The following is a 19,779-nucleotide window of genomic DNA, read 5'->3' on the forward strand; positions in this document are numbered from 1 at the left end:
GAGATAAATGAATTTACGTATGAAATATATATTTTATTCTTTTTTATTTGCTTGTTTTTTCGGAGTTAAGTGTGTATTTGCCCAACAGCCTTCGCCTATGATAGGTTTTGACCTCTCAGAACTTACAGAGACGAGGGATGGTATAAAAAAAGGAGAAAGTTCACTTATTAAGTCCTACAATGATTTGATAAAAGAAGCGGATGCCTGTCTTACATTGAAACCGGAGACAGTGACGGATGGTATGCTTCCCCCTTCGGGAGATAAACACGATTTTTATGCGATTGGAAAATATGCATGGCCTAATCCGAAAAGTGTCGACGGTATGCCTTATATTCGAAAGGACTGTAGTATTAATCCGGAAGCGAACGGTCCGAAATTTGATCTTGCCAGGTATAATAATACGGTTGATAGAATTAAGTTACTGAGTCTTGCCTGGTTTTACTCTCAGGATGAAAGGTATGCGAAGAAAGCAACTCAGTTGCTGCGGGTGTGGTTTATTAATGAAGATACCCGGATGAATCCACATTTTGAGTGTGCATCTGCTCTTCCCGGAGTTTATAAAGGAATGGCAATCGGTATTATTTTTGGAGTGACATTGGTTGAAATGACAGATTGTGTGAAGTTACTTTCATTGTCTGAAAGCTGGACTGGTAAAGATGATACAGCTTTGAAACAATGGTTCTCTGACTATGTACAGTGGTTGCGTACCAGTAAATTCGGGATACAGGAAAAGAAAGCGCAAAATAACCATGGCACTTGGTACTCTGCACAAATAGCCGCTTATTCTCTGTATACGGGCGAGCTGGAGTATGTAAGAGAAATGGTTGAATTTGGAAAGCAGCAGATACGGGAACAGATTGCGCTTAATGGTAGTCTGCCACATGAAATGAAACGTGATTGGGCTTTTTCTTATTCGGTATACGGCTTGAGAGCTTTTACTGTATTGGCAGAATGCGGAGAACGTATTGGGGAAGATCTTTGGAATTATAAAACGCCTGATGGACACAATTTGCAATCTGCTTATTTGTTTTTGGCTCCTTATCTTTCCGGGCAGAAAGAGTGGGAGTGGGGAAGTGTGCGTGAAAATGAGCAAACGGAACAGATCGCTTTGCCAATGATGAAAAGGGCGGCAAAAAAATATGACTCAACTGTTCTGATGCAAGCCGTCAGGCATTTACAGACTTTGTATGGAAAAAGTTTGAAGTATGATTGGATCTAAAAAATATCTTGAAACGGGTATCCGTATTAAAAGGTTTATGTTTGTATGCATATCTCTTTTGTGGGGGATGATAATGACAGCCCATTGCCAATCTGTTTTGGTAGAGGCCGAACTTTTTAAGAATAAAGGGGGCTGGTCGGTAGATACTCAGTTTATCGATCAGATGGGCTCACCTTATTTGTTGGCCCATGGTTTGGGGGAGGCGGTAGAGGATGCTGTAACCGAGGTGTTTTTTCAACAAACAGGCATTTACTATGTTTGGGTACGGACAAAAGATTGGGCACCCTATCCGAAAGGACCTGGTAAATTCAGGATAACAATTGATGGAGAAGAGTTGGAACAAACACTTGGAGCGTCAGGAGACGCTGAATGGAAATGGTATCACTGTGGAACTGTGTGTATAAATAAACAACTAACGGAAGTTCGTTTGAAAGATTTGACAGGTTTTGACGGAAGGTGTGATGCTCTGTTTTTCTCAAAATCCAAAGATATTGAATTGCCCGATGATCCGGAAAGATTGCGACTATTCAGACAGGAAATGCTTCGGTTACCGACTCCGTATGATGAGGGTGAATATGATTTTATTGTCGTTGGAGGGGGAGTTGCCGGGATATGTGCTGCTGTACAGGCTGCGAGATTAGGATTAAAAGTAGCATTGATTAATAACCGTCCCGTATTAGGTGGCAACAGCAGCTCGGAGATAAGAGTTCCTACAGATGGAGATCTCTTTAAAAACCGATATTCAAAGATTGGTGCTATTATGAGAGAGATAGATAATGGCTTTGCCGGGGTAGGTAATAAAGATGCTTCTACATATAGAGATGACTGGAGGTGGAAGATTGTTAAAAATGAAAAGAATATTTCCTTATTTGAAAATATGCATGTATATGCGGCCGATATGGATGGGGCTGTAATAAGCGGAGTAAAGGCTATAAATACAAATACATTGGAGATACACCATTTTAGAGGTCAATTGTTTGCAGATTGTACAGGAGATGCTTCTTTAGGTTTATTAGCCGGTGCTGATCATCTTTACGGCCGTGAAAGTAGAGCGCAGACAGGTGAACCGGAGGCTCCGGAACAGCCGGATGGACTGACTATGGGAACCTCCAATCAGTGGTATGCTACGTTAACAGATGAGGCTTCTGAATTTCCGATAGAAGAATGGATGTTGAAATTTACTTCAGATTATCATTTTGAACTGACAAAGTCGGTCTGGAACTGGGAAACCGGATTCGGGAATTTTCATACGGTAGAAGATGCCGAACGGATTCGGGATCATAATTTCAGAGCTATTTATGGCAATTGGGCATACCTCAAAACTTATATGAAGGATAAATATGGGAAGTACAAACTAGCGTATTTATCTTATAATGCAGGTAAACGCGAATCATACCGTTTAATTGGGGATGTTTTATTGACAGGTATAGATGTTAAGAATAAAGTGGATTATCCGGATGCGATTGTTACTGCTACCTGGGGAATTGATTTACATTATCCGGACAAACGAAATTCGAAGTATTTTCCCGGAGAAGAATTTATAGCATATGCAGTCCATCCGGATAAGCGGAAGGATGTGTATACTTTCCCTTATCGTTGTTTGTATTCACGTAATATAGAAAACTTGTTTATGGCGGGACGTAACATTAGTGTCACTCATATTGCATTGGGTACAGTACGTGTACAACGTACTACCGGAATGATGGGGGAAGTAATAGGATTGGCAGCCTTTTTGTGCTCAAAGAATCATTGTTCTCCCCGTCAGTTATATATAAATCATCTGAAAGAATTGCTTGATAGTGTATTATGATTGAGCCTTACAGATAAGATGTTTAATTTTAAAAGGTGTTAGAATGAAAAATAAAATTATACTACTGAACTTATATTTATTATTTTCTGCTGTCAGCTTTTCACTTTTTGCCCAACAGTCGGTGAAAGTTCTTGCTATCGGAAATAGTTTTTCAGCGGATGCTGTTGAGGAATTCCTGGATGGTTTGAGTACGGAAGGAGGTACTGAAATAACAGTTGCAAATGCTTTTATCGGTGGCTGTTCTTTAGAAAAACATTGGGAAAATATAGAAAAAGATCTGCCGGTGTATTCTTATCGAAAAATAGCAGGAAGTAAAAAGACTATTTCTAAGAGAACATTATTACAATGTATTCAGGATGAAAAGTGGGATTATATTACGTTCCAACAGGTAAGCACTCTATCGGGAGTGTTATCCAGCTATTTTCCATATCTGACATATCTTGTAGATTACGTTAAACAACATGCTACTAATCCGCAGGTCCGATTTGCCATGCATCAAACCTGGGCATATTCTCAAAGTTCCTCAAAACCGGCTTTTGATACCTATAATAGAAAACAGATAGATATGTATGGGGCTATTGTCAAATCTGTATGGTCAGCTGCGGATTCTGTTGGGATTGACATGATAATTCCTTCGGGAACGGCTATTCAGAATGCACGTACAAGTGTTTTGGGAGATACTTTTAATAGGGATGGTTCTCATTTGAATAAGATTGGAAAATATACAGCGGCTTGTACTTGGTATGAAGCTCTTACTGGTGCCTCTCCGGTTGGAAATCGTTTTATACCGGGTTATTTTAATACCTGTCAGATAACTATTGCTCAAAATGCAGCACATCTGGCATTACAAAATCCTAAACAAATATCTCCCATGTTAGCTTTTAAATGTCCGGATGCACCTAATCAACATTTAAAGCGAAGTGAACTTCTGTTATTTCAGTCCGGTTTTGAAGATAATGTAACCATAATACCTGCCGGACAATATAACCATCATATCGTAGGGAAGGAAAATATGTTGATAAAAAGCGATTGGGAAATAGATATCGAATCAATTATGGATCGGGTTTCTGTCACTTATACGAAAGGTGATTCCACTCAACGTCTGGCGAGTATAGTATCTGACCCGGTTAACTCACATAACAGGGTTTTACAATTTCTTATAAAAGAACCCTGGATGACCGATACGACGGAGAAAGCAAGAATACAATGTGATTTTTATGGAATTAAAAAAGGATTGAGGGAGTTTACGCAATCAATGAGAGTTTATTTGCATGAGGATCTAAGAGAGCTTTGCAATTATCCGGATGTTATCAATTGGTTTACAATTGTTGAATTATGGAATAATGTTGCCTGGCGGCCAACGGTTCCTTTTGGCGGGCGTGTTACTTTGGGAATAACTAAACCTGTTGTGGGTAAAGGGGAACTTTATTTTAAAGTGGATGCACAGGATATTGATCGTAGATTACCTGCTGATAAGCGATTTAAAACCCTTTGGTTAGAGAAGAATACTGAAGTAAAAGTACCTATTGGCGAATGGTTTACTTTGGAGTATTATTGTAAAGAAGGAGATAGAGAGAATGGACGTTTTTACATGACTATTGAGACAAAAGGGGGAGATAAACAAACTGTTTTTGATATAACCAATTATACACATAATAGTCAGGATCCATCACCTGACGGAATTACGGATTTTAATCCATTAAAACTTTATACTTCAAAAGAGATCGCCAATTATATGAAGTCGAAGAATAAATCTTTACTAATATATTGGGATGACTTGAAACTATGGGGAAGATAATTGTTCAGATACTATTGGAAGGAGATGAACATCGCCTTAGACTTGATTAAAAGAATGTGCCAATTAGTCAACGAATTTATAGTATGGCTAATTGGCATACCTCTTTTAATGTACAGTTTTAATGAAACACCAGTTTGATTGTTTTTGAATACTTCGAACTTTGTACCTGCATAAAATAAACTCCTTTTGTATTTAATTCTATATGGAATTTATTATTAATGGGGTGATTGATTACTGATAGGATATTTCCTGATATAGAATATATGTGTACTTTCTCTACAGGATCAGGAGAGGTGATTTCTATTTCTCCACTATTTCTATCATAAATATAGTTGAATGCCGGATGTGTTTCTTGTTGGAGTGAGGTCATTTGTAAGATATCATAAAGTCCGGCAATGGCATCAAGTTTTCCCATACCATACTTTGCATTAATAGTATTGCCTGTATTTGAATCATGATATGCAGTTTTTTCGATAATCTTTTTTACTTCTTTTAAAGTCAGTTCCGGACATGCTTCCAGCCATAGAGCGAGTGTACCTGTAACTACGGGAGTAGCCATAGAAGTTCCGTTTGCTATCCCCCATGAGTATTTTCTATTAGAAAAAGAATCTGTTACTTCTAAAGTTTTATCGGAAGGCCCTACGCTGTAAGATGCAGCGTATGAGTTGAAGGAGGATATCACAGTTGCACCGGGAGCTACGATATCCGGTTTGATGCGTTCGTCATAAGTCGGACCTTTTCCTGAAAGAGGATAGAGGATTTCTTTTTCCCAATCCGATTGGTGAAGTGTACCTGAGATGTCTTTATAAGTCTTTTTAGAAACATATGCTCCTACAGATATAGCTTCATGTCCTGTAGCTGTACATGCTATTGTATAATCTGTGGAACCATTGGCATAGTCATTTCTACCGGCAGATGTAAAACTTCCGTAATCACTGCTAATCATATATTTACCTCCGTCTGATGAGAATGATATTTCCCAAACTTCACTTTCCGGTTTGGTGTATATAAGGTTGATGTTAAAGTAAGGATTTTGATTAATGGGATTTAAAGAAGCAGAAATATTTAATTTGGAATTGTCGGACTTATTTAAGCCAAAATTTTGAAAACTTTTACTCCATTGTTCGCCAGATGTGAAAGTTTCAGAAAATCGGTATGTATTTGTTAGTGTATCTTTTAAAGATATGGTTAGATGGTAAATGTGATCTGCCGTACCTTGTATGAAAAGGTTGTCTCTGCCATAAGAGGGAGGGATAAGTAGGCTTTTTACATTGTGCATTGTCGAATTGAATTTACCTGTAAGGGTAGATTTGCGATGTCCTTCATTTCCGGCAGCAATAGCTAATATTTTCCCTTTTCTATCTTTCATAAGGTGATCTGCCAATATAGAGAAGTTATCAGTGCCGTCTTTAAATCCCAAGATTGTTCCCATGCTTAAATTGATGGCAAGGGGGCGATTGGCTTTGTCGGAATACTGTAATAGAAAATCAATTCCATCCAATATTCCTTGTTCCGTTTTGTTAACAGAGACAAGAACTATTTCTGCTTTTGGTGCTACACCTCTGTATATATTGTTATAACTTCCGGCTGCTATTCCTGCTACATGTGTACCATGTGTATCGCCGGACATATCGTGTTTTACAGTTGCAATCTGTTCTGGAGTAGAATAAATAACTCCATAGCCATACGGAGAGTTAGAGATGGTAAACAGATTGTTTTGATCCCATACACAAGTAATGCGATTTTTTCCGTCAGCATCTTTAAAATTAGGATGTGTGAAATCAAATCCGCTATCTATTATTCCTATAATAGTTCCTTCCCCTTGATAAGAGTGGGAAAGTCCGTTTCCGACAAATGCCGGGTCTATATTTGTATATATTCTCACAGAATCCATCATCATTCTGACTTCTGTGCTCGCATCGATATTCATTACTGTACTGTCCCGAGCGAAAGTTCTGAGCTGTTCCATTGGGATAATAGCCGTATAGATTCCACCAGCTCCGGTATTAAGTCGCACTCCGTATTTTTCATTTAGGACATTCGTATCTGTTTGGGGGATAAGGCGGACATACGCAAATAGAAATTCATTCTTGTTAACTCCACGTGTCGTTATCGATTCGTATTGTTGAAGTTGACTTACTGTTATAGCTGATAGTTTAGGTGAATAGTCAGTACATATTGTTTGGGAAAAGCAATGTACTGAAAATAAAAAAGAGAAAATAATTCCGGTGATTATAAATTTCATGAAGACAGAAGATTTTAATAGAATACAGGATGAGGCTGAAATCAAAAAAATATTTTGAGACAGCCTCATCCTCATTCTGTAAAGTTAATTATTTAATAACCACTTTGGATGTATATTGTTGACTGTTAATATTAACGGTTACAATATAAATACCACTGTCAGTTATATTGAGAGAGTTATTTTTTAGAAATGTTTGACTATTGATTATTTCCCCGTTTAAATTGATTACATTCATTTGACAAGGTACGTTTTCGGAACATTCCACAACGATAGATTTGTCTACTACATATATATTACAATCAGTTTTTTCACTTGCATTCTGAATTCCAGTAACCGGACTTGATTGCCATACAAGAATGGGAAATCCTCCGTTTATATTTCTTGTGTCGGCAGTCCATGCTATTGGATTTTGTCCTCCATTAAGTAAGGTAATAAAAGAAGCTGCTTTCATCTCTTCAACACTTTTTTCAGATATACCGTTCGTTATCTCTTCTCCAATATTTGTCAGTTCTTTTGAATAATAGCAATTTTTGATAACGAAAGGATCCATGTCTGTTGCTCCGACAATGGCATTGACGAAAAGTGGTCCGTCAGATATCATTCCAATGTTGTAGCTATTTGTTATTGTTCCGGCATACATAAGTCCGACAAGACCTCCCACGAAAAGACCTGAAGCATTGATCATACCGCAGTTATAGCAGTTGTCTATAGTAAAGTTCTTATCAACATATCCTACGATACCTCCAACGTCACTTACTCCTTTCACCATCCCGGTATTATAACAATTAGTTATTTTACCATATTCTCCGACTCCGATTAGTCCACCGGTACCAAAACTACCTCCGATTCCTGTCACTAATCCTTCATTGTAACAATTTTCAATGATACCTCCTTTCATATTTCCTACCAGTGATCCAGTGCCATCACCTCCTTCGATAATAGAGTTTTCTCCGATTCCTAAATTTTTTATTATAGTTCCTGCAGAGATACAGGCAAACAATCCGGTACCACCAACTGATTGTTCATCAATGAAAAAGACATGAATATTATCTATCTTTTTATTGTTACCGTCAAATACTCCTAAAAAGTATTTCGAATCATCGACGATTCCCAGTTCTGGCTTTGACGAGTCGGTATATTCATCAAATACGCCAATAGGAGTGAATTTATGATCAGCAGTTGCTCCCATATCCAAATCGTTGTTTAACTTGAAGAACTTATTTTTGTAAGTTTCTCCATTGCGTACTTGTTCGGACAGGTAAGCTAAATGTTGTCCGTTCTCGATTAAATAAGGATTTGTACTTGTTCCATCACCTTTGGTCCATGTCATTGCAGTTCCATCCCATACGGATTGTGCATTGATGGTAAATCCCAACATTGTAAATAATAATAATACGTAACACTTTTTCATAAGTTGTAATTGTTTTTGTTAAACATTAATCTATAGTTCTCTGATAATTGTCTGTTTAACGGGCAGGAATAGTAAATTTTTCTTCAAAAGCAGCCCCTGATAATATTCCCCATTGCCCATCTTGTTCAACAAGGAACGTTAATTGCATTATGACGGTGTTGGTGGTTTTGTCCAAAAATCCTGTTCCTACCACATATACTATTCCATAGGCTTCAAGTCGAAAAGCCTTTTGTTGCTCGATGGTAACATTTCCGTCATTATCCATATCCACACGAATATCTCCGTTTGCTACATAGCAATCTTTTATGATATAGAAAGGGGCTTCTTCGGCTTTTAGTATTGTAACCTCTTTCTCTGTATTTAAAAATCCTGAAGTGTAGATACCTTTTTCTTCAAATTGTTTCCAGGTAGGTTTACGGTTTAAAGACAGGGTCAATGCTGTTTTACCGAAAGTAGAAAAGGGGGCTGTTTCAGTAGCTCTCAGTTTTATCTGGGCTTTAGCTTTAGTCAGATAGTCTAATTGCGAAAGATTTATATTTAGTATTATATTACTAACATTTTCTCCATCTTTAAATTCTATTATGTTGTTCTCTAAAGATATAAACTCTCTTCCGGGGACCTCTGTACCATCTGGATTTTGTTGAAACAACAATTCGGCAATAACTGTCATTTTTCCTTGCTTATTTTCGCGATAAACAGGGATAATCAGATTGTTTTCATCTTTTTCTATTTCTTTGTTTAGTTTTTCAGTACGAAAAGATACATAACAATTTGTGTCCGATTCATAAATTAATTTTTCATTATCAGAGTTACAGCCTGTTAGTAAAAAACAACTTAATAATGTGCTGGTTATATATGTTTTGAAATTCATCTTAATCTTTTTTTGAGGTTGGTAGTCAAACAATGGTTTATAATGGATTTTGATCTGCTATAGGATCCATGTTGATATTGCCGTCGAACTCCGTTTGGGGGATGGTTAATATAAAACCTTTATAGTCTGGCAAACGAGTATCGTCGTTAAGCTTAACTACGTGATTAGAGCCTTCATACCCACGATAATATCCGGTTTTTAAACGGAGTATATCGAACAGACGACCTGTTTCTCCCCATAACTCGATACGCCGTTGTAATAATATCTCATCCAAAAGAGTTTTGATTTCCGGAGTTGTACCGGTACCGTATACATCCAGCGTCAATGAATTGTCATCAATAACTTTATCGAGCCGATTGCGTACATAACTCTTTTCACGTATTGTACCGAATGTTTCCATAATACTCCTTGCTTCTTTATATTTTTTTAAATGACATAGAGCTTCTGCTTCTGTAAGAAGTAGCTCTTCTGCACGCATGTAAATATTATCTCCTAAATAGGAAGAATAATCACTAAAACGGAATTTCATTGTACAATAGCTTTTTTGTGCCCCTTGCGTACTCTCTAATGCAGGAGCGATACTTCCTTTCCACCAATTTACCCGGCGAAGATCCTGTAATCCCATTTGTTTGTATAACCATGCACTTATGCATTTGCGATCATATGATCCGTGCATGCCGGCCATAGCATCCATATGGCAAAAAAATGAAGCGTATGCACCGATCTGGTCACTTTTCTGAATTTCGGCTCCCCAAAGTACCGATGACATGTTGATATCGTTGAATCCTCCCACTAATTCGGAAGCATTGGCTGTTTTTAAATCAGGTTTTTTTAGTGCGAGTACGGCAGCATCTACTGCATCCTGCCATCGTTCTTGCACGAGTGCTATTCTTGATTTGATTCCGTTGGCTATATAATAGTCAATGTGTGATTTATGCTTTTGTGTTATACCTCCGTCTTCTGCTTGTTTTAATAATTCTATTCCGTATTCTATGTCATTATTGATTTGCATGTATACATTTTCTACGGTACCTCTTGGTTTTCCCGGAGTAGAAGATGTAGTAGGGGTCGTGTATATTGGAACTCCCAAAGCTTGTTCGTGCCCTTTATAGGTTTGTTGATACAGTTGGATTAAATGAAAATAACACATAGCACGCAAAGCATATGCCTGCCCAAATAAATTTGCTTTGTCTGCAGGAAGTCCATATAAATCATTCTCATGTGCAATTATATAATTTAAATTTGAGATCAAAGTATAGTAAAAGTTCCATTCAGAATAGGGGCGGTATAAAGTACTTGAATAGAAATTTCTTTCTTGCAGATTGTAATCCATCGAAAACCAACCTTTTACCGATGAAGATACAATCATATCATCACCCATAACCCCGGATACCAACATGGTTGACATATATCCGAAAGCATGTGTAGAGTTGTCTCCAGCCCAGCCGGATGAGTACATCATGCGGTACACGCCGTTCATCGCTACCATTCCTCCTTCTACGTCTTTGAAGATGACGTTACCCGATATCTGGTCGGTGGGATTGGTATTTAAGTTATCACTACATGAGCAAAAGGTAGATAAGAAGATAATAGTTAACAGTGTATAATATTTTATTTTCATATCGTCTCTGATTTATTAGAATTTTATATCAATACCTATAGAATATGTCCGTGAAGGGGTATAAGTGTATCCCACAGTGCCAGTAAAGTTATATTGGGGATCCATTCCTTTGAGGTGACTGAATAATGCTAAATTATTTGCTGTGGCATATACTCTGATATTGTCCATTTTGATTTTTGTTAGCCAGTCTTTTGGAAATGTATAGCCCAAAGTAATATTTTTGATAGCAAAGTAAGAGGCATTTATCAGATCTTTATCTGTTACACGTAATTGTTGATCCCACATAATTTTAGGGATATCGGTTATGTCGCCCGGTTGCTGCCATCTGCGGAGAGCATTTTTATGCCATACGTATCCTTTGTAACCTACATTCATCATACTTCCGTATACTCCATCTAACATTTCTCCACCTATAGAATAGGTAGTCAGTATTGAAAAATCGATTCCTTTGTAACTAAAGTCATTCGTTATGCTTCCATATAAATCGGGGATGCGGTTACCAACAATTTCTCTACTATTGGCTGTTAAGGTTACATCGTCTGTCTTGTATTTAGCTACTATATTGTTATTTTTGTCGTGATCGACCCAATAGAGTTGATTCCCGGTTAGTGGATCTACTCCTGCTGAAATTGGTAAATAAAATGAGTTGACAGTTTCACCTTCTTTGAAGATATTTGATCCTGAAATAATCTCCGGTTTGTCGGCTAATTTTAGAATTTTATTACGAATATGGCTTCCCATGGCTATTAATGTCCATTTCAAATCAGAATTTTTAAGAATATCAATAGTTGCAGTGATGTCAAGACCCATATTTCTCATGCTTCCTATATTGGCCGGATATGCATCGAAACCGCTGGAGGTAGCTTTAGGCATATTTAGAAGTAGGTCTTTTGTGTGTTTATTGAAAAACTCGGCTGTCAAAGATAATCTATTAAACAAACGAGCTTCAATTCCGATATTCAAATTCTCATTTTTCTCCCATTTGAGATCCTTATTTTCTAATGAATTAATTCCTGCACCGTTTAAACTGCCATTGGATAGTCCCATATTATATAAACTTTGGTAAGCATAATAACTACCGATATTGTCATTCCCTTGTGAACCAAAACTGGCTTTCAAGGTTAAATTGTTTACCCAGTCATATTTTTTCATGAAACTTTCTTCTGATATTCTCCATGAAGTTCCTAATGACCAGAATTTTCCCCATCGGCTGTCTTTATGAAATCGAGAGGAACCGTCGGTTCGAAAACTGGCTGAGAAGTAATATTTTTGGGCAAAATTATAGTTTACGCGGCTTAGGAACGATTCGATAGCATATTTATCAGTTTGTGAACTTGCTCCACTAAGAGTTGCAGCAGCAGACAGTTCATACAATCCACCAAACGGGAATCCTGTTTTTTGTGCTCCCAGAAACTGCTGTTTTAATTCATAATATTCATGTCCTATCATAACATCTAATGAATGGGAACGGATGTTGCGTTGATAAGTCAATAATTGATTAAATGTATAACTTAGTTGGCGTTGTACAGCCTTTGTTAAACTACCTGCAGTTGTTGCTGCATTACCAGTATAAGGATTGCTGTAACTCATTTCATGAGTATTGAAATAATCTAATCCCAGGTTGGCCATTAGTGAGAAACCTTTAAATATTCCATATTCATCATCGTTTGTAGATAATTGGATATAGGTTCTGGCACTCAAATTATCCCGGGTATTATTTTCTTTATCTTCATGTAATAAAGCTATTGCATTTGAATTGGCAAGGGCTATTCGGTTCTTTCCGTAATCGTATATTTTATTTCCGTTAGCATCTGTTTTAAGCGAACCATCTGTGTTATGTTCATACACGGGGTAGATTGGAGCCATAATCTGACTGGTATACCATAGATTGGATATGACAGAGCCAGAAGCACTATTGTAATTGGTACTGGTTTGAGCAAATGAGGCATTAAAACCTGTTTTGAACCAATTTTTTGCTTGGGTATCAATGTTAACGCGCCCTGTATAACGTTCAAATTCAGTTGTCTGTAAGAGTCCTACTTCATCAAGATATCCCATTGATATCATATATTGGGTTTTCTTGTTCCCTCCGGTCACTGATAATTGATACTCTTGACGGAGTGGGTTATGATTACTCAACTCATCTTTCCAATCTTCATGATATTTTAGTTGGGCTGTCGGATTAATTTTACCAGTAATAGGGTTAATCAACTCTTGTAATGGCATGTTGAAAGGATTATATTCTTCATTATACCCTAACACTCCTTTGGCCATTCCTTTCATTACTTCGATGGCTTGTGTTCCCGCTAATAACGGATCAATTCCTTCTGTATAAATCAGTTCATTTTTGTATGCTTCGAAAGCAAGTTCCAAGTATTCCGCTTCGTTTACTGTTTCATATTTGGGTATAGCTCTTGAAGAAATACCCCAATTAGCTTTTAGATTGATAGATATCTGATTATCATCTCTTTCTCCGCGTTTTGTTGTAATCATTACAACGCCATTTGCACCTCTCGAACCATATAATGCTCCAGCAGATGCATCTTTTAGAACAGTTACTGATTCTATATCATTCGGATTAATTGTGTTCAATGCTCCGTCAAACGGTACTCCGTCTACTACATATAGTGGAGTGTTGGAAGCTGAGATAGAGCCAAAACCACGAATAACCATAGAAGCGCCTGAACCCGGCTGTCCGCTTCCTGAAGTACTTTGTACACCGGCTACTGTACCTTCTAATGCTTTAGAAACATCGGCTACAACCCTTTTTTCGATACGATCTTGTTTGACTACTTCTGCTGAACCTGTGAATGAACTTTTTTTAGCTGTTCCATAGGCTACTACTACTATTTCCTCTAATTGTTTAGTGTTCTCCTTCATCACAATTTGCAGGTTTTTCTTTTTGTTTACAGGAATCTCTTCCGTATCATAACCTATATAGGAGATTATCAGTATTCCATTTTCCGGTACATTGCTTAATGAAAATTGTCCGTTATAATCGGTAATTGTACCTATTCCGGTGTTTTTTACTTGAATACTTGCTCCGATGACTGGGTCTCCATTATTATCCTTAATGGTACCTGTTATTTTTTCTTTTGGGGATTGAATCGGTTGCTTACTGTTTGTTTCCCAGTTGACTGAAATTGTGTTGTTGATTCGTTGAAAATTTAATCCGGTTTGAACGGAAAGCATGTTTAGTACTTTCTGTAGAGGCATGTCTTTCACGTTCAGTGTAACGGATGATGCTTTACTGAGAATAGCTGGATCATAGAAAAAATTGAGGTTTGTTTCTTTATTGATTCTTTTTAAAACTTTTTCTACTGATTCATTTTTTACATTAATGGTTACGTTGTTTTTCTTCACTTCCTGGGCTATACTTACAATTGATGTTCCCCATAGAAATAAAATCAGTAACATGGTACAAATAACAAATTTGTGTTTTTCTCTTGTCATAAATTAATATTTAGTTAGATTGATTGGAGTGTTATCTTAATGTATTTATTGCTTTCGTTATTGATATAACAGTATATAATCTTTTTCTTTTTTATATTTCACACCTGTCGCATGCTCTATTGATTTTAATACTGCTTGTAGGTTAATGTTATCGTGTTCGCCACTTAAATGATAATTAAACTGTTGATTGGGGGCAAACTTTATCCGACAATTATAGATGCGTTCCAAATCCTTAATTACATCATATAAAGGGGTCTTGTTATAGTGTAATGTGTTTTGAAGCCATGCCATTGCATGTTGGTAACTCTCTTTTCTTTTTGTGTATTCATTAGATTGCCGATTTATCTGCAATTGTTCATTGGCTACCAATTTCATCATTGCTTCTGGTAATTCCACCTGTACCTTTCCACTTTTTACGCTGACTAATGATGTTTCGTTATTTTCATATGATTTGACATCAAAACATGTACCTAAAACCTTTACATCAAATCCTGCTGTTTTTATGATAAAAGGTTTTTTTTCATCTCTGTTGACCTGAAAAAAGGCTTCACCGGTTAATTCGATTTTTCGTTCTTTTTCAGTGAATCGCTCAGGATATCTGAGGGTTGTACATGCATTTAGATTTACTTTGGAACCATCGGGCAGTGTCCATTCCTTCTTTTCACCAAATGAAGTTGAAATTTCTGTATACAACGGTTTCTCTATCTGGGTAAATCGGTAACTATTTACTCCTAACCCAATCATTATGATTAGAGTGATGCAGGCGGCTGCCCACATCATTTTTTTGTAAGAGGAACGTTTGTTTATTTTTTTTAGAAGAGTTGCAGCCTCACGCCGGTATTGTTCATGTTCTATATCACTGTGAAAAGGCGGCTGCTCCATGTTCTCTTCCCATAGCTCATCTGCAACTTCTTCGATAATATTTTGCATTTCAGGATTTTGCATGTTTTTTAATAGTTCAGTAACTTCTGATTTGCAATATATACCATCTAAATAATGACGCACTTTTTGCTTTATAGCTTTTTCTTTTTTCATAAAGTTATGAATATAATATTTCTGCTTGTATATAGTTAATACACAAGAGAAGAAATAATCTAGGGTGTCTTTAACGTTTATTAATACGAAAAGCTAATAGGAAGTATTAATAAGAGTAATAAAAGATCGGCATACGGACCATTGTTTTTAGTGAAATAAGTTCGTATGATTTTAAGAGAAGTTGAAATATGCTCTTGCACAGTATTTACAGATATTCCCAATGTCTCGGCAATTTCTTTATGAGACATTTCCCTGTTTCTACTCATGTTGAATATTTCCCGTTGCCGGGGAGTCAACTTTTGCATTGCCTGATTTATCAATTCCATGAAGTCTTTAGAATGAATAGTTTCTTCAGTACTGTCATTGGCGTCTATTGCCTGGGCAAAGATATTATTTTTTAGTTGCTGTTCGTTTTCCAGATCACGTAACGTGTTCAGAATACGGTTTCGCATGATAGTATAGAGATAGGTAGAAAAAGATGCATCGGGATTTATAAATTTGCGACTTTGCCAGACTACTGTAAACGTATCTTGAAATATGTCTTCTGCGAATACCTGCGATTTGAGAAACTTCATAGCAAAGTAGATAAGCCTGTTTCTATAAACTGAATATAGCTCACAGAATGCACTTTCATCATCATTAATAAGTCGTAATACGAGTTCGTGTTCTTGCACGGATGGGGTATTGAGATACATATAATAAAGTTTACTACTTTGCAGATTTTGTTCAATCTGTAATGCAAACCTATGTCTTTTTTTTGTAATACACAAATTGTCGATTATTAAAAAAGGTAAAATAATAGTTTCGAAAATAGTTGTTTTAAGCAATAAAAATACACCTTTTCTGATAAAATATTCTCGATAAGATAGCAGAATAAACGAATATTGGTAATATTGTAATTTTTTTGTAATGAATGAGGATCTGGTATTGATTGAATCTAATATTATTTGTAAATGATGATTGATTGAGGTTGATCTTTATGAAGTAATGAATGACCATATGGTTACTTTTAAAAAGAATAGAAGTCATTCATATGACAGATGGTTTAATTTTGTGAAAATGGAAATGATTGTAACTATTTGGTGTAATTTCAAGATGTTTTCAGAATTTGCTTCTTATCTTTGTCCTTTAAATTTTTCATAATGTACGAAGGAGTATTGAAAAAATATAGTTTGTTTTTATTGTTATTGTGCTACATGCCTCCCATTTTGTATGCACAGTCTGATGATTTTACAACATGGATTACAATGAAGGTTAGTCATAAATTTACTTCCCACTTTACAATGACGGGAAAAGTGGAACTGCGTACAAAAGATTCGATGAAAACGATGGATCGTTGGGGAACTTCATTATCAGGATCTTATCAACTGTTCCCGTTTTTGAAAGCAGAAGGTGGTTATGAATTGCATCATCGTGATAGGGGAGTAGAAGGGTGGAAATACCGACATCGTTATAATCTGGGAGTCATGGGAAGTGTGAAGTGGCAACGGATGAAGTTTTCACTCCGGGAGCGTTTTCAACAGACCTTTTCGGGTGGAAATGCAGAAAACCGGTTGCGTTCCCGGTTGAAAGTAGGTTATGAGCCGAAGAAGGGGATTTTTTTGCCTTATTTCTCTGCTGAATTGTATCAGGCAATTGGGGGAGGGGCTTTTTTTGATGTGGCACGTATGCGATACAGACCTGGTGTGGAAATTGAAATTTCCGACAAGTGGTCATTGGATGTTTTTTATTGCTATCAATATGAACCAGATAAGAGTAAGCATATTGTAGGGATAGAATGTAGCTTTGCATTCTGAGAAGCTTCACCACAGAGTAACACTGAGTTTCACAGAGTACTATTTATGAGTTTTAGATATTAAGAACAAAAGAACATATTATTTGCATAATCCGTCTTTAAGCTCTTATCTCAGTTTTTTGTTCTTATGTCTAAAAAACTCTGTGAAACTCAGTGTTACTCTGTGGTGAGATGACTTTTCAATTGAGCTATAAAATATAAATCAGACTGATCCCGAGCTTTGTGGGACCGAAATAGTTTTTATGTCCGCTATTTAATTTAGAGCCACAGTCGCGGCAATTATAGCGATCATAGCTGACACGTGCATATCTTACATCGGTAGTGGCCTTTATACTCCATCTTTCCCAGGCATTGTTTGGCACATCATAGTCTACGGCAACAGCTGATATTTCATTACGACGTTTCGTTATGTCCATTGGCGGGACAGTCAGAATAGGTTTGGCAATACGAGTATTCCCAAACGGCATCGTTACCTTTGCCCGGTATTGTACTTTGTCTTTCTCAGAAAGGAACGTTCTTTTCCCCGGTGCACAGTCTTGTTTTACATGTACATGTAAAGCTGCATGAGATGCACATGTCGTGCTGTCCCACATGCACATGTCGTACTGCTTTACATGTACATCTAAAACAATGTTACACACCGAGGCTTCATACGTTACTCTACGAGATAGAGCTTTATCGATACCGAAGAAAGAGATAGATAGTAATGGTAGACAACTATTTAGCGTAAAACGATATAGATATGAACAAAACTAATTCTTAACTGATTTCAACTACTGATTCGCATTATTATTTGAATCATTAATGAATCTTGTTTGGGTGTACTCTTCTATTGGGGGAAACACTTTTAATCCCTATAATAGTATTTTTTCGGGATTATCATTTATATTTGTAACGCTTCATCGTTGGTACGATGAGGGTCTAGTCAAAATAATACCACATGAAAAATCAAGTATCCTTATATCGGAGGGGTTTATTCTTTCTCTTTTCAGGAATGGCTGTACTGTCGGCTTTGGCACAAACGCAGCAGGAAGTTCCACTTATTAAATCTACCCGTACTGCTACATATAAAGCCGTTCTTAAAGATACGGCATGGACTGCCGGTCCCATTGTTGCTCAGATTCATTTTGTGAGGTATGATAATCAGGGACGGAAAGTGGTAGAAAACCTGTTGAATCCGGATGGAAGTGCTAAAAATAAACTTCTTTATGTATATGATAATGACGGGAAGATAAAAGAGGAGATAACTGCTTCCGTAAAGCAGGGTGGGGTAACGAGAATGTATCAGTATGATTATGATGGGAAGGGCCGCTTAAACCGGAAAGTAACATTGGATGCCGACCGGAATGTAGTTGGTGAGACTGTTATTTTTCGTAATGAAAATGACAAAATAGTGAAGCGGATCTCCGAAGGTATATCAACAAGAATGAATGATGGAAAGAAAACGAAAAACCGTTGTGTGACGGAAATTGTTTATGATGAAGATGGACGAATAAAAGAAGTAATGGAAGATGATTCTGCTTTTCCAAAGGTGGGTAAGAAAAGCCGTCCATTTGATAAAAGAGATACGATTGCTTTGAAACTTTTCTCTGAAGGAAGTTCGATGCAACCCAAAGTTCCGAAGAATAAAAAGGTAGATTTTGATTATGATGCATATGGTAACTGGGTAAAACGTACGGAATATGACGGAGTAAATCCGGAATTTATTATTGTGCGTACGATTGACTATGCCGGACAAGATACGGATTGGGAGAAGATGTTGCTGAATGGTCAGGTGAAATCAGTATCTCAGAGCTCGTATGTGGCTATACCCAAAGGACCTGGTAGTATTGATAAAGGTAAAAAACAGGGTACTTTTTTCCGTTGTGAATTTAATAATGAGGGTAGAAAAATATTAGAGCAGTCTTACTCAGACATAGGTGTGGCAGGTGAAATTACAGAATACAATTATGATGAAGAAGGCAATATTCTTGAAGAAATAAGAAAATCAGCAACAGGGAAATTATTGAATACAGTTCGGTGGGCATATGATTCGAAGGGACGTTTGAAGAACAAATCATTGCAGGATATCAATGGTGAGGTATTGCGTAAAGGTGTATTCCGTTATGATATAGAAGGAAATTGTATTAGTGAAATGTGGTTCAGCAAAGAGGGGACTAAGTTTAGTGAGTTGCGTTATAAATATGATTCTGCCGGTCAGCTGATTGCCAAAGATGTCCTTTTTCATCAGGAAGCGGGGGAAGAGTATGAGCCGTTGAAGTATGAGTGGAACAGCCGTGGACGTATTGCAGAAGAATGGAGAGGATTACCTCAGAATGTTCAACACTATACTTATAAATATAGTGTCCGCGGCGAAGTGATTTCAGGAACTGAACCTGTCCAAGGACAGGCAGATGCAGAATATGTCTATAAGTTTTATAATGATGAGCATGGTAACTGGAAAAAGCGGGTGAAATTTTTCAATGATGTTCCGGTACTTTATGAAGAACGTGAGTATGTATACTATAAATAATAAGGATAA

General features: G+C 37.0%; 13 protein-coding genes. 5 read left to right on the forward strand and 8 right to left on the reverse strand.

Features of this window, described 5'->3' with window-relative positions; all coding sequences use genetic code 11:
* Positions 1 to 19 precede the first annotated feature (19 nt).
* Genes K8P02_RS04325 through K8P02_RS04335 form a run of 3 tightly spaced genes read left to right on the forward strand, consistent with a single transcriptional unit; the run spans position 20 to position 4,827 of the window.
* Positions 20 to 1,219, forward strand: a complete 1,200-nt coding sequence (locus K8P02_RS04325; RefSeq protein WP_025868126.1) for an alginate lyase family protein — start codon at positions 20 to 22, stop codon at positions 1,217 to 1,219.
* Positions 1,206 to 3,029 (forward strand): FAD-dependent oxidoreductase, encoded by a 1,824-nt coding sequence (locus tag K8P02_RS04330; RefSeq protein WP_223382055.1) that lies wholly within the window; start codon positions 1,206 to 1,208, stop codon positions 3,027 to 3,029. Before K8P02_RS04325 ends, K8P02_RS04330 begins: the two co-directional genes overlap by 14 nt.
* Positions 3,030 to 3,072: 43 nt before the next feature.
* Complete coding sequence (locus K8P02_RS04335; protein ID WP_025868127.1) at positions 3,073 to 4,827, forward strand: DUF4886 domain-containing protein; 1,755 nt, start codon at positions 3,073 to 3,075, stop codon at positions 4,825 to 4,827.
* Positions 4,828 to 4,945: 118 nt separating this feature from the next.
* On the opposite strand, the gene K8P02_RS04340 is transcribed toward K8P02_RS04335, so the two are convergent.
* From K8P02_RS04340 to K8P02_RS04370, 7 genes are all read right to left on the reverse strand, one after another.
* Positions 4,946 to 7,072 carry a S8 family peptidase gene (locus K8P02_RS04340; protein ID WP_025868128.1) on the reverse strand — a complete coding sequence of 709 codons (2,127 nt, stop codon included), beginning with the start codon at positions 7,070 to 7,072 and terminating at the stop codon, positions 4,946 to 4,948.
* A gap of 88 nt (positions 7,073 to 7,160) precedes the next feature.
* Positions 7,161 to 8,483, reverse strand: coding sequence for a T9SS type A sorting domain-containing protein (locus tag K8P02_RS04345; RefSeq protein WP_025868129.1), 1,323 nt, complete (start codon positions 8,481 to 8,483; stop codon positions 7,161 to 7,163).
* 55 nt (positions 8,484 to 8,538) lie between these two features.
* Positions 8,539 to 9,354 (reverse strand): hypothetical protein, encoded by an 816-nt coding sequence (locus K8P02_RS04350; RefSeq protein ID WP_025868130.1) that lies wholly within the window; start codon positions 9,352 to 9,354, stop codon positions 8,539 to 8,541.
* Between the two features lie 37 nt (positions 9,355 to 9,391).
* Positions 9,392 to 10,975 carry a RagB/SusD family nutrient uptake outer membrane protein gene (locus K8P02_RS04355; RefSeq protein WP_025868131.1) on the reverse strand — a complete coding sequence of 528 codons (1,584 nt, stop codon included), beginning with the start codon at positions 10,973 to 10,975 and terminating at the stop codon, positions 9,392 to 9,394.
* 15 nt (positions 10,976 to 10,990) lie between these two features.
* Positions 10,991 to 14,428 (reverse strand): TonB-dependent receptor, encoded by a 3,438-nt coding sequence (locus tag K8P02_RS04360; RefSeq protein ID WP_223382057.1) that lies wholly within the window; start codon positions 14,426 to 14,428, stop codon positions 10,991 to 10,993.
* A 57-nt stretch (positions 14,429 to 14,485) separates the two neighbouring features.
* Positions 14,486 to 15,463, reverse strand: coding sequence for a FecR family protein (locus tag K8P02_RS04365; RefSeq protein ID WP_025868132.1), 978 nt, complete (start codon positions 15,461 to 15,463; stop codon positions 14,486 to 14,488).
* 80 nt (positions 15,464 to 15,543) lie between these two features.
* Positions 15,544 to 16,158, reverse strand: coding sequence for an RNA polymerase sigma-70 factor (locus K8P02_RS04370; RefSeq protein WP_025868133.1), 615 nt, complete (start codon positions 16,156 to 16,158; stop codon positions 15,544 to 15,546).
* A 447-nt stretch (positions 16,159 to 16,605) separates the two neighbouring features.
* Between K8P02_RS04370 and K8P02_RS04375 the strand changes: the two genes are divergently transcribed.
* Entirely contained in the window at positions 16,606 to 17,259 is a 654-nt protein-coding gene (locus K8P02_RS04375; protein ID WP_223382059.1) for a DUF2490 domain-containing protein, read from the forward strand.
* Between the two features lie 187 nt (positions 17,260 to 17,446).
* Here the strand turns inward: K8P02_RS04375 and K8P02_RS04380 are convergent, their stop codons facing one another.
* A complete protein-coding gene (locus K8P02_RS04380) occupies positions 17,447 to 17,899 on the reverse strand; it encodes a DUF3575 domain-containing protein (protein WP_223382061.1) in 453 nt (150 codons plus the stop codon).
* A 299-nt stretch (positions 17,900 to 18,198) separates the two neighbouring features.
* Between K8P02_RS04380 and K8P02_RS04385 the strand changes: the two genes are divergently transcribed.
* Positions 18,199 to 19,770, forward strand: coding sequence for an RHS repeat domain-containing protein (locus tag K8P02_RS04385; protein WP_025868135.1), 1,572 nt, complete (start codon positions 18,199 to 18,201; stop codon positions 19,768 to 19,770).
* The last annotated feature ends 9 nt before the right edge of the window (positions 19,771 to 19,779 follow it).

The organism is Bacteroides nordii (assembly GCF_019930665.1).
Taxonomy (GTDB): domain Bacteria; phylum Bacteroidota; class Bacteroidia; order Bacteroidales; family Bacteroidaceae; genus Bacteroides; species Bacteroides nordii.

Bases quoted from the DNA above. Each gene is read 5' to 3' on its own strand.
- K8P02_RS04365 (WP_025868132.1), bottom strand. From the start codon at position 15,463: ATGAAAAAAGAAAAAGCTATAAAGCAAAAAGTGCGTCATTATTTAGAT.
- K8P02_RS04340 (WP_025868128.1), bottom strand. From the start codon at position 7,072: ATGAAATTTATAATCACCGGAATTATTTTCTCTTTTTTATTTTCAGTA.
- K8P02_RS04385 (WP_025868135.1), top strand. From the start codon at position 18,199: ATGAAAAATCAAGTATCCTTATATCGGAGGGGTTTATTCTTTCTCTTT.
- K8P02_RS04350 (WP_025868130.1), bottom strand. From the start codon at position 9,354: ATGAATTTCAAAACATATATAACCAGCACATTATTAAGTTGTTTTTTA.
- K8P02_RS04360 (WP_223382057.1), bottom strand. From the start codon at position 14,428: ATGACAAGAGAAAAACACAAATTTGTTATTTGTACCATGTTACTGATT.
- K8P02_RS04325 (WP_025868126.1), top strand. From the start codon at position 20: ATGAAATATATATTTTATTCTTTTTTATTTGCTTGTTTTTTCGGAGTT.
- K8P02_RS04355 (WP_025868131.1), bottom strand. From the start codon at position 10,975: ATGAAAATAAAATATTATACACTGTTAACTATTATCTTCTTATCTACC.
- K8P02_RS04335 (WP_025868127.1), top strand. From the start codon at position 3,073: ATGAAAAATAAAATTATACTACTGAACTTATATTTATTATTTTCTGCT.
- K8P02_RS04370 (WP_025868133.1), bottom strand. From the start codon at position 16,158: ATGTATCTCAATACCCCATCCGTGCAAGAACACGAACTCGTATTACGA.
- K8P02_RS04345 (WP_025868129.1), bottom strand. From the start codon at position 8,483: ATGAAAAAGTGTTACGTATTATTATTATTTACAATGTTGGGATTTACC.
- K8P02_RS04330 (WP_223382055.1), top strand. From the start codon at position 1,206: ATGATTGGATCTAAAAAATATCTTGAAACGGGTATCCGTATTAAAAGG.
- K8P02_RS04375 (WP_223382059.1), top strand. From the start codon at position 16,606: ATGTACGAAGGAGTATTGAAAAAATATAGTTTGTTTTTATTGTTATTG.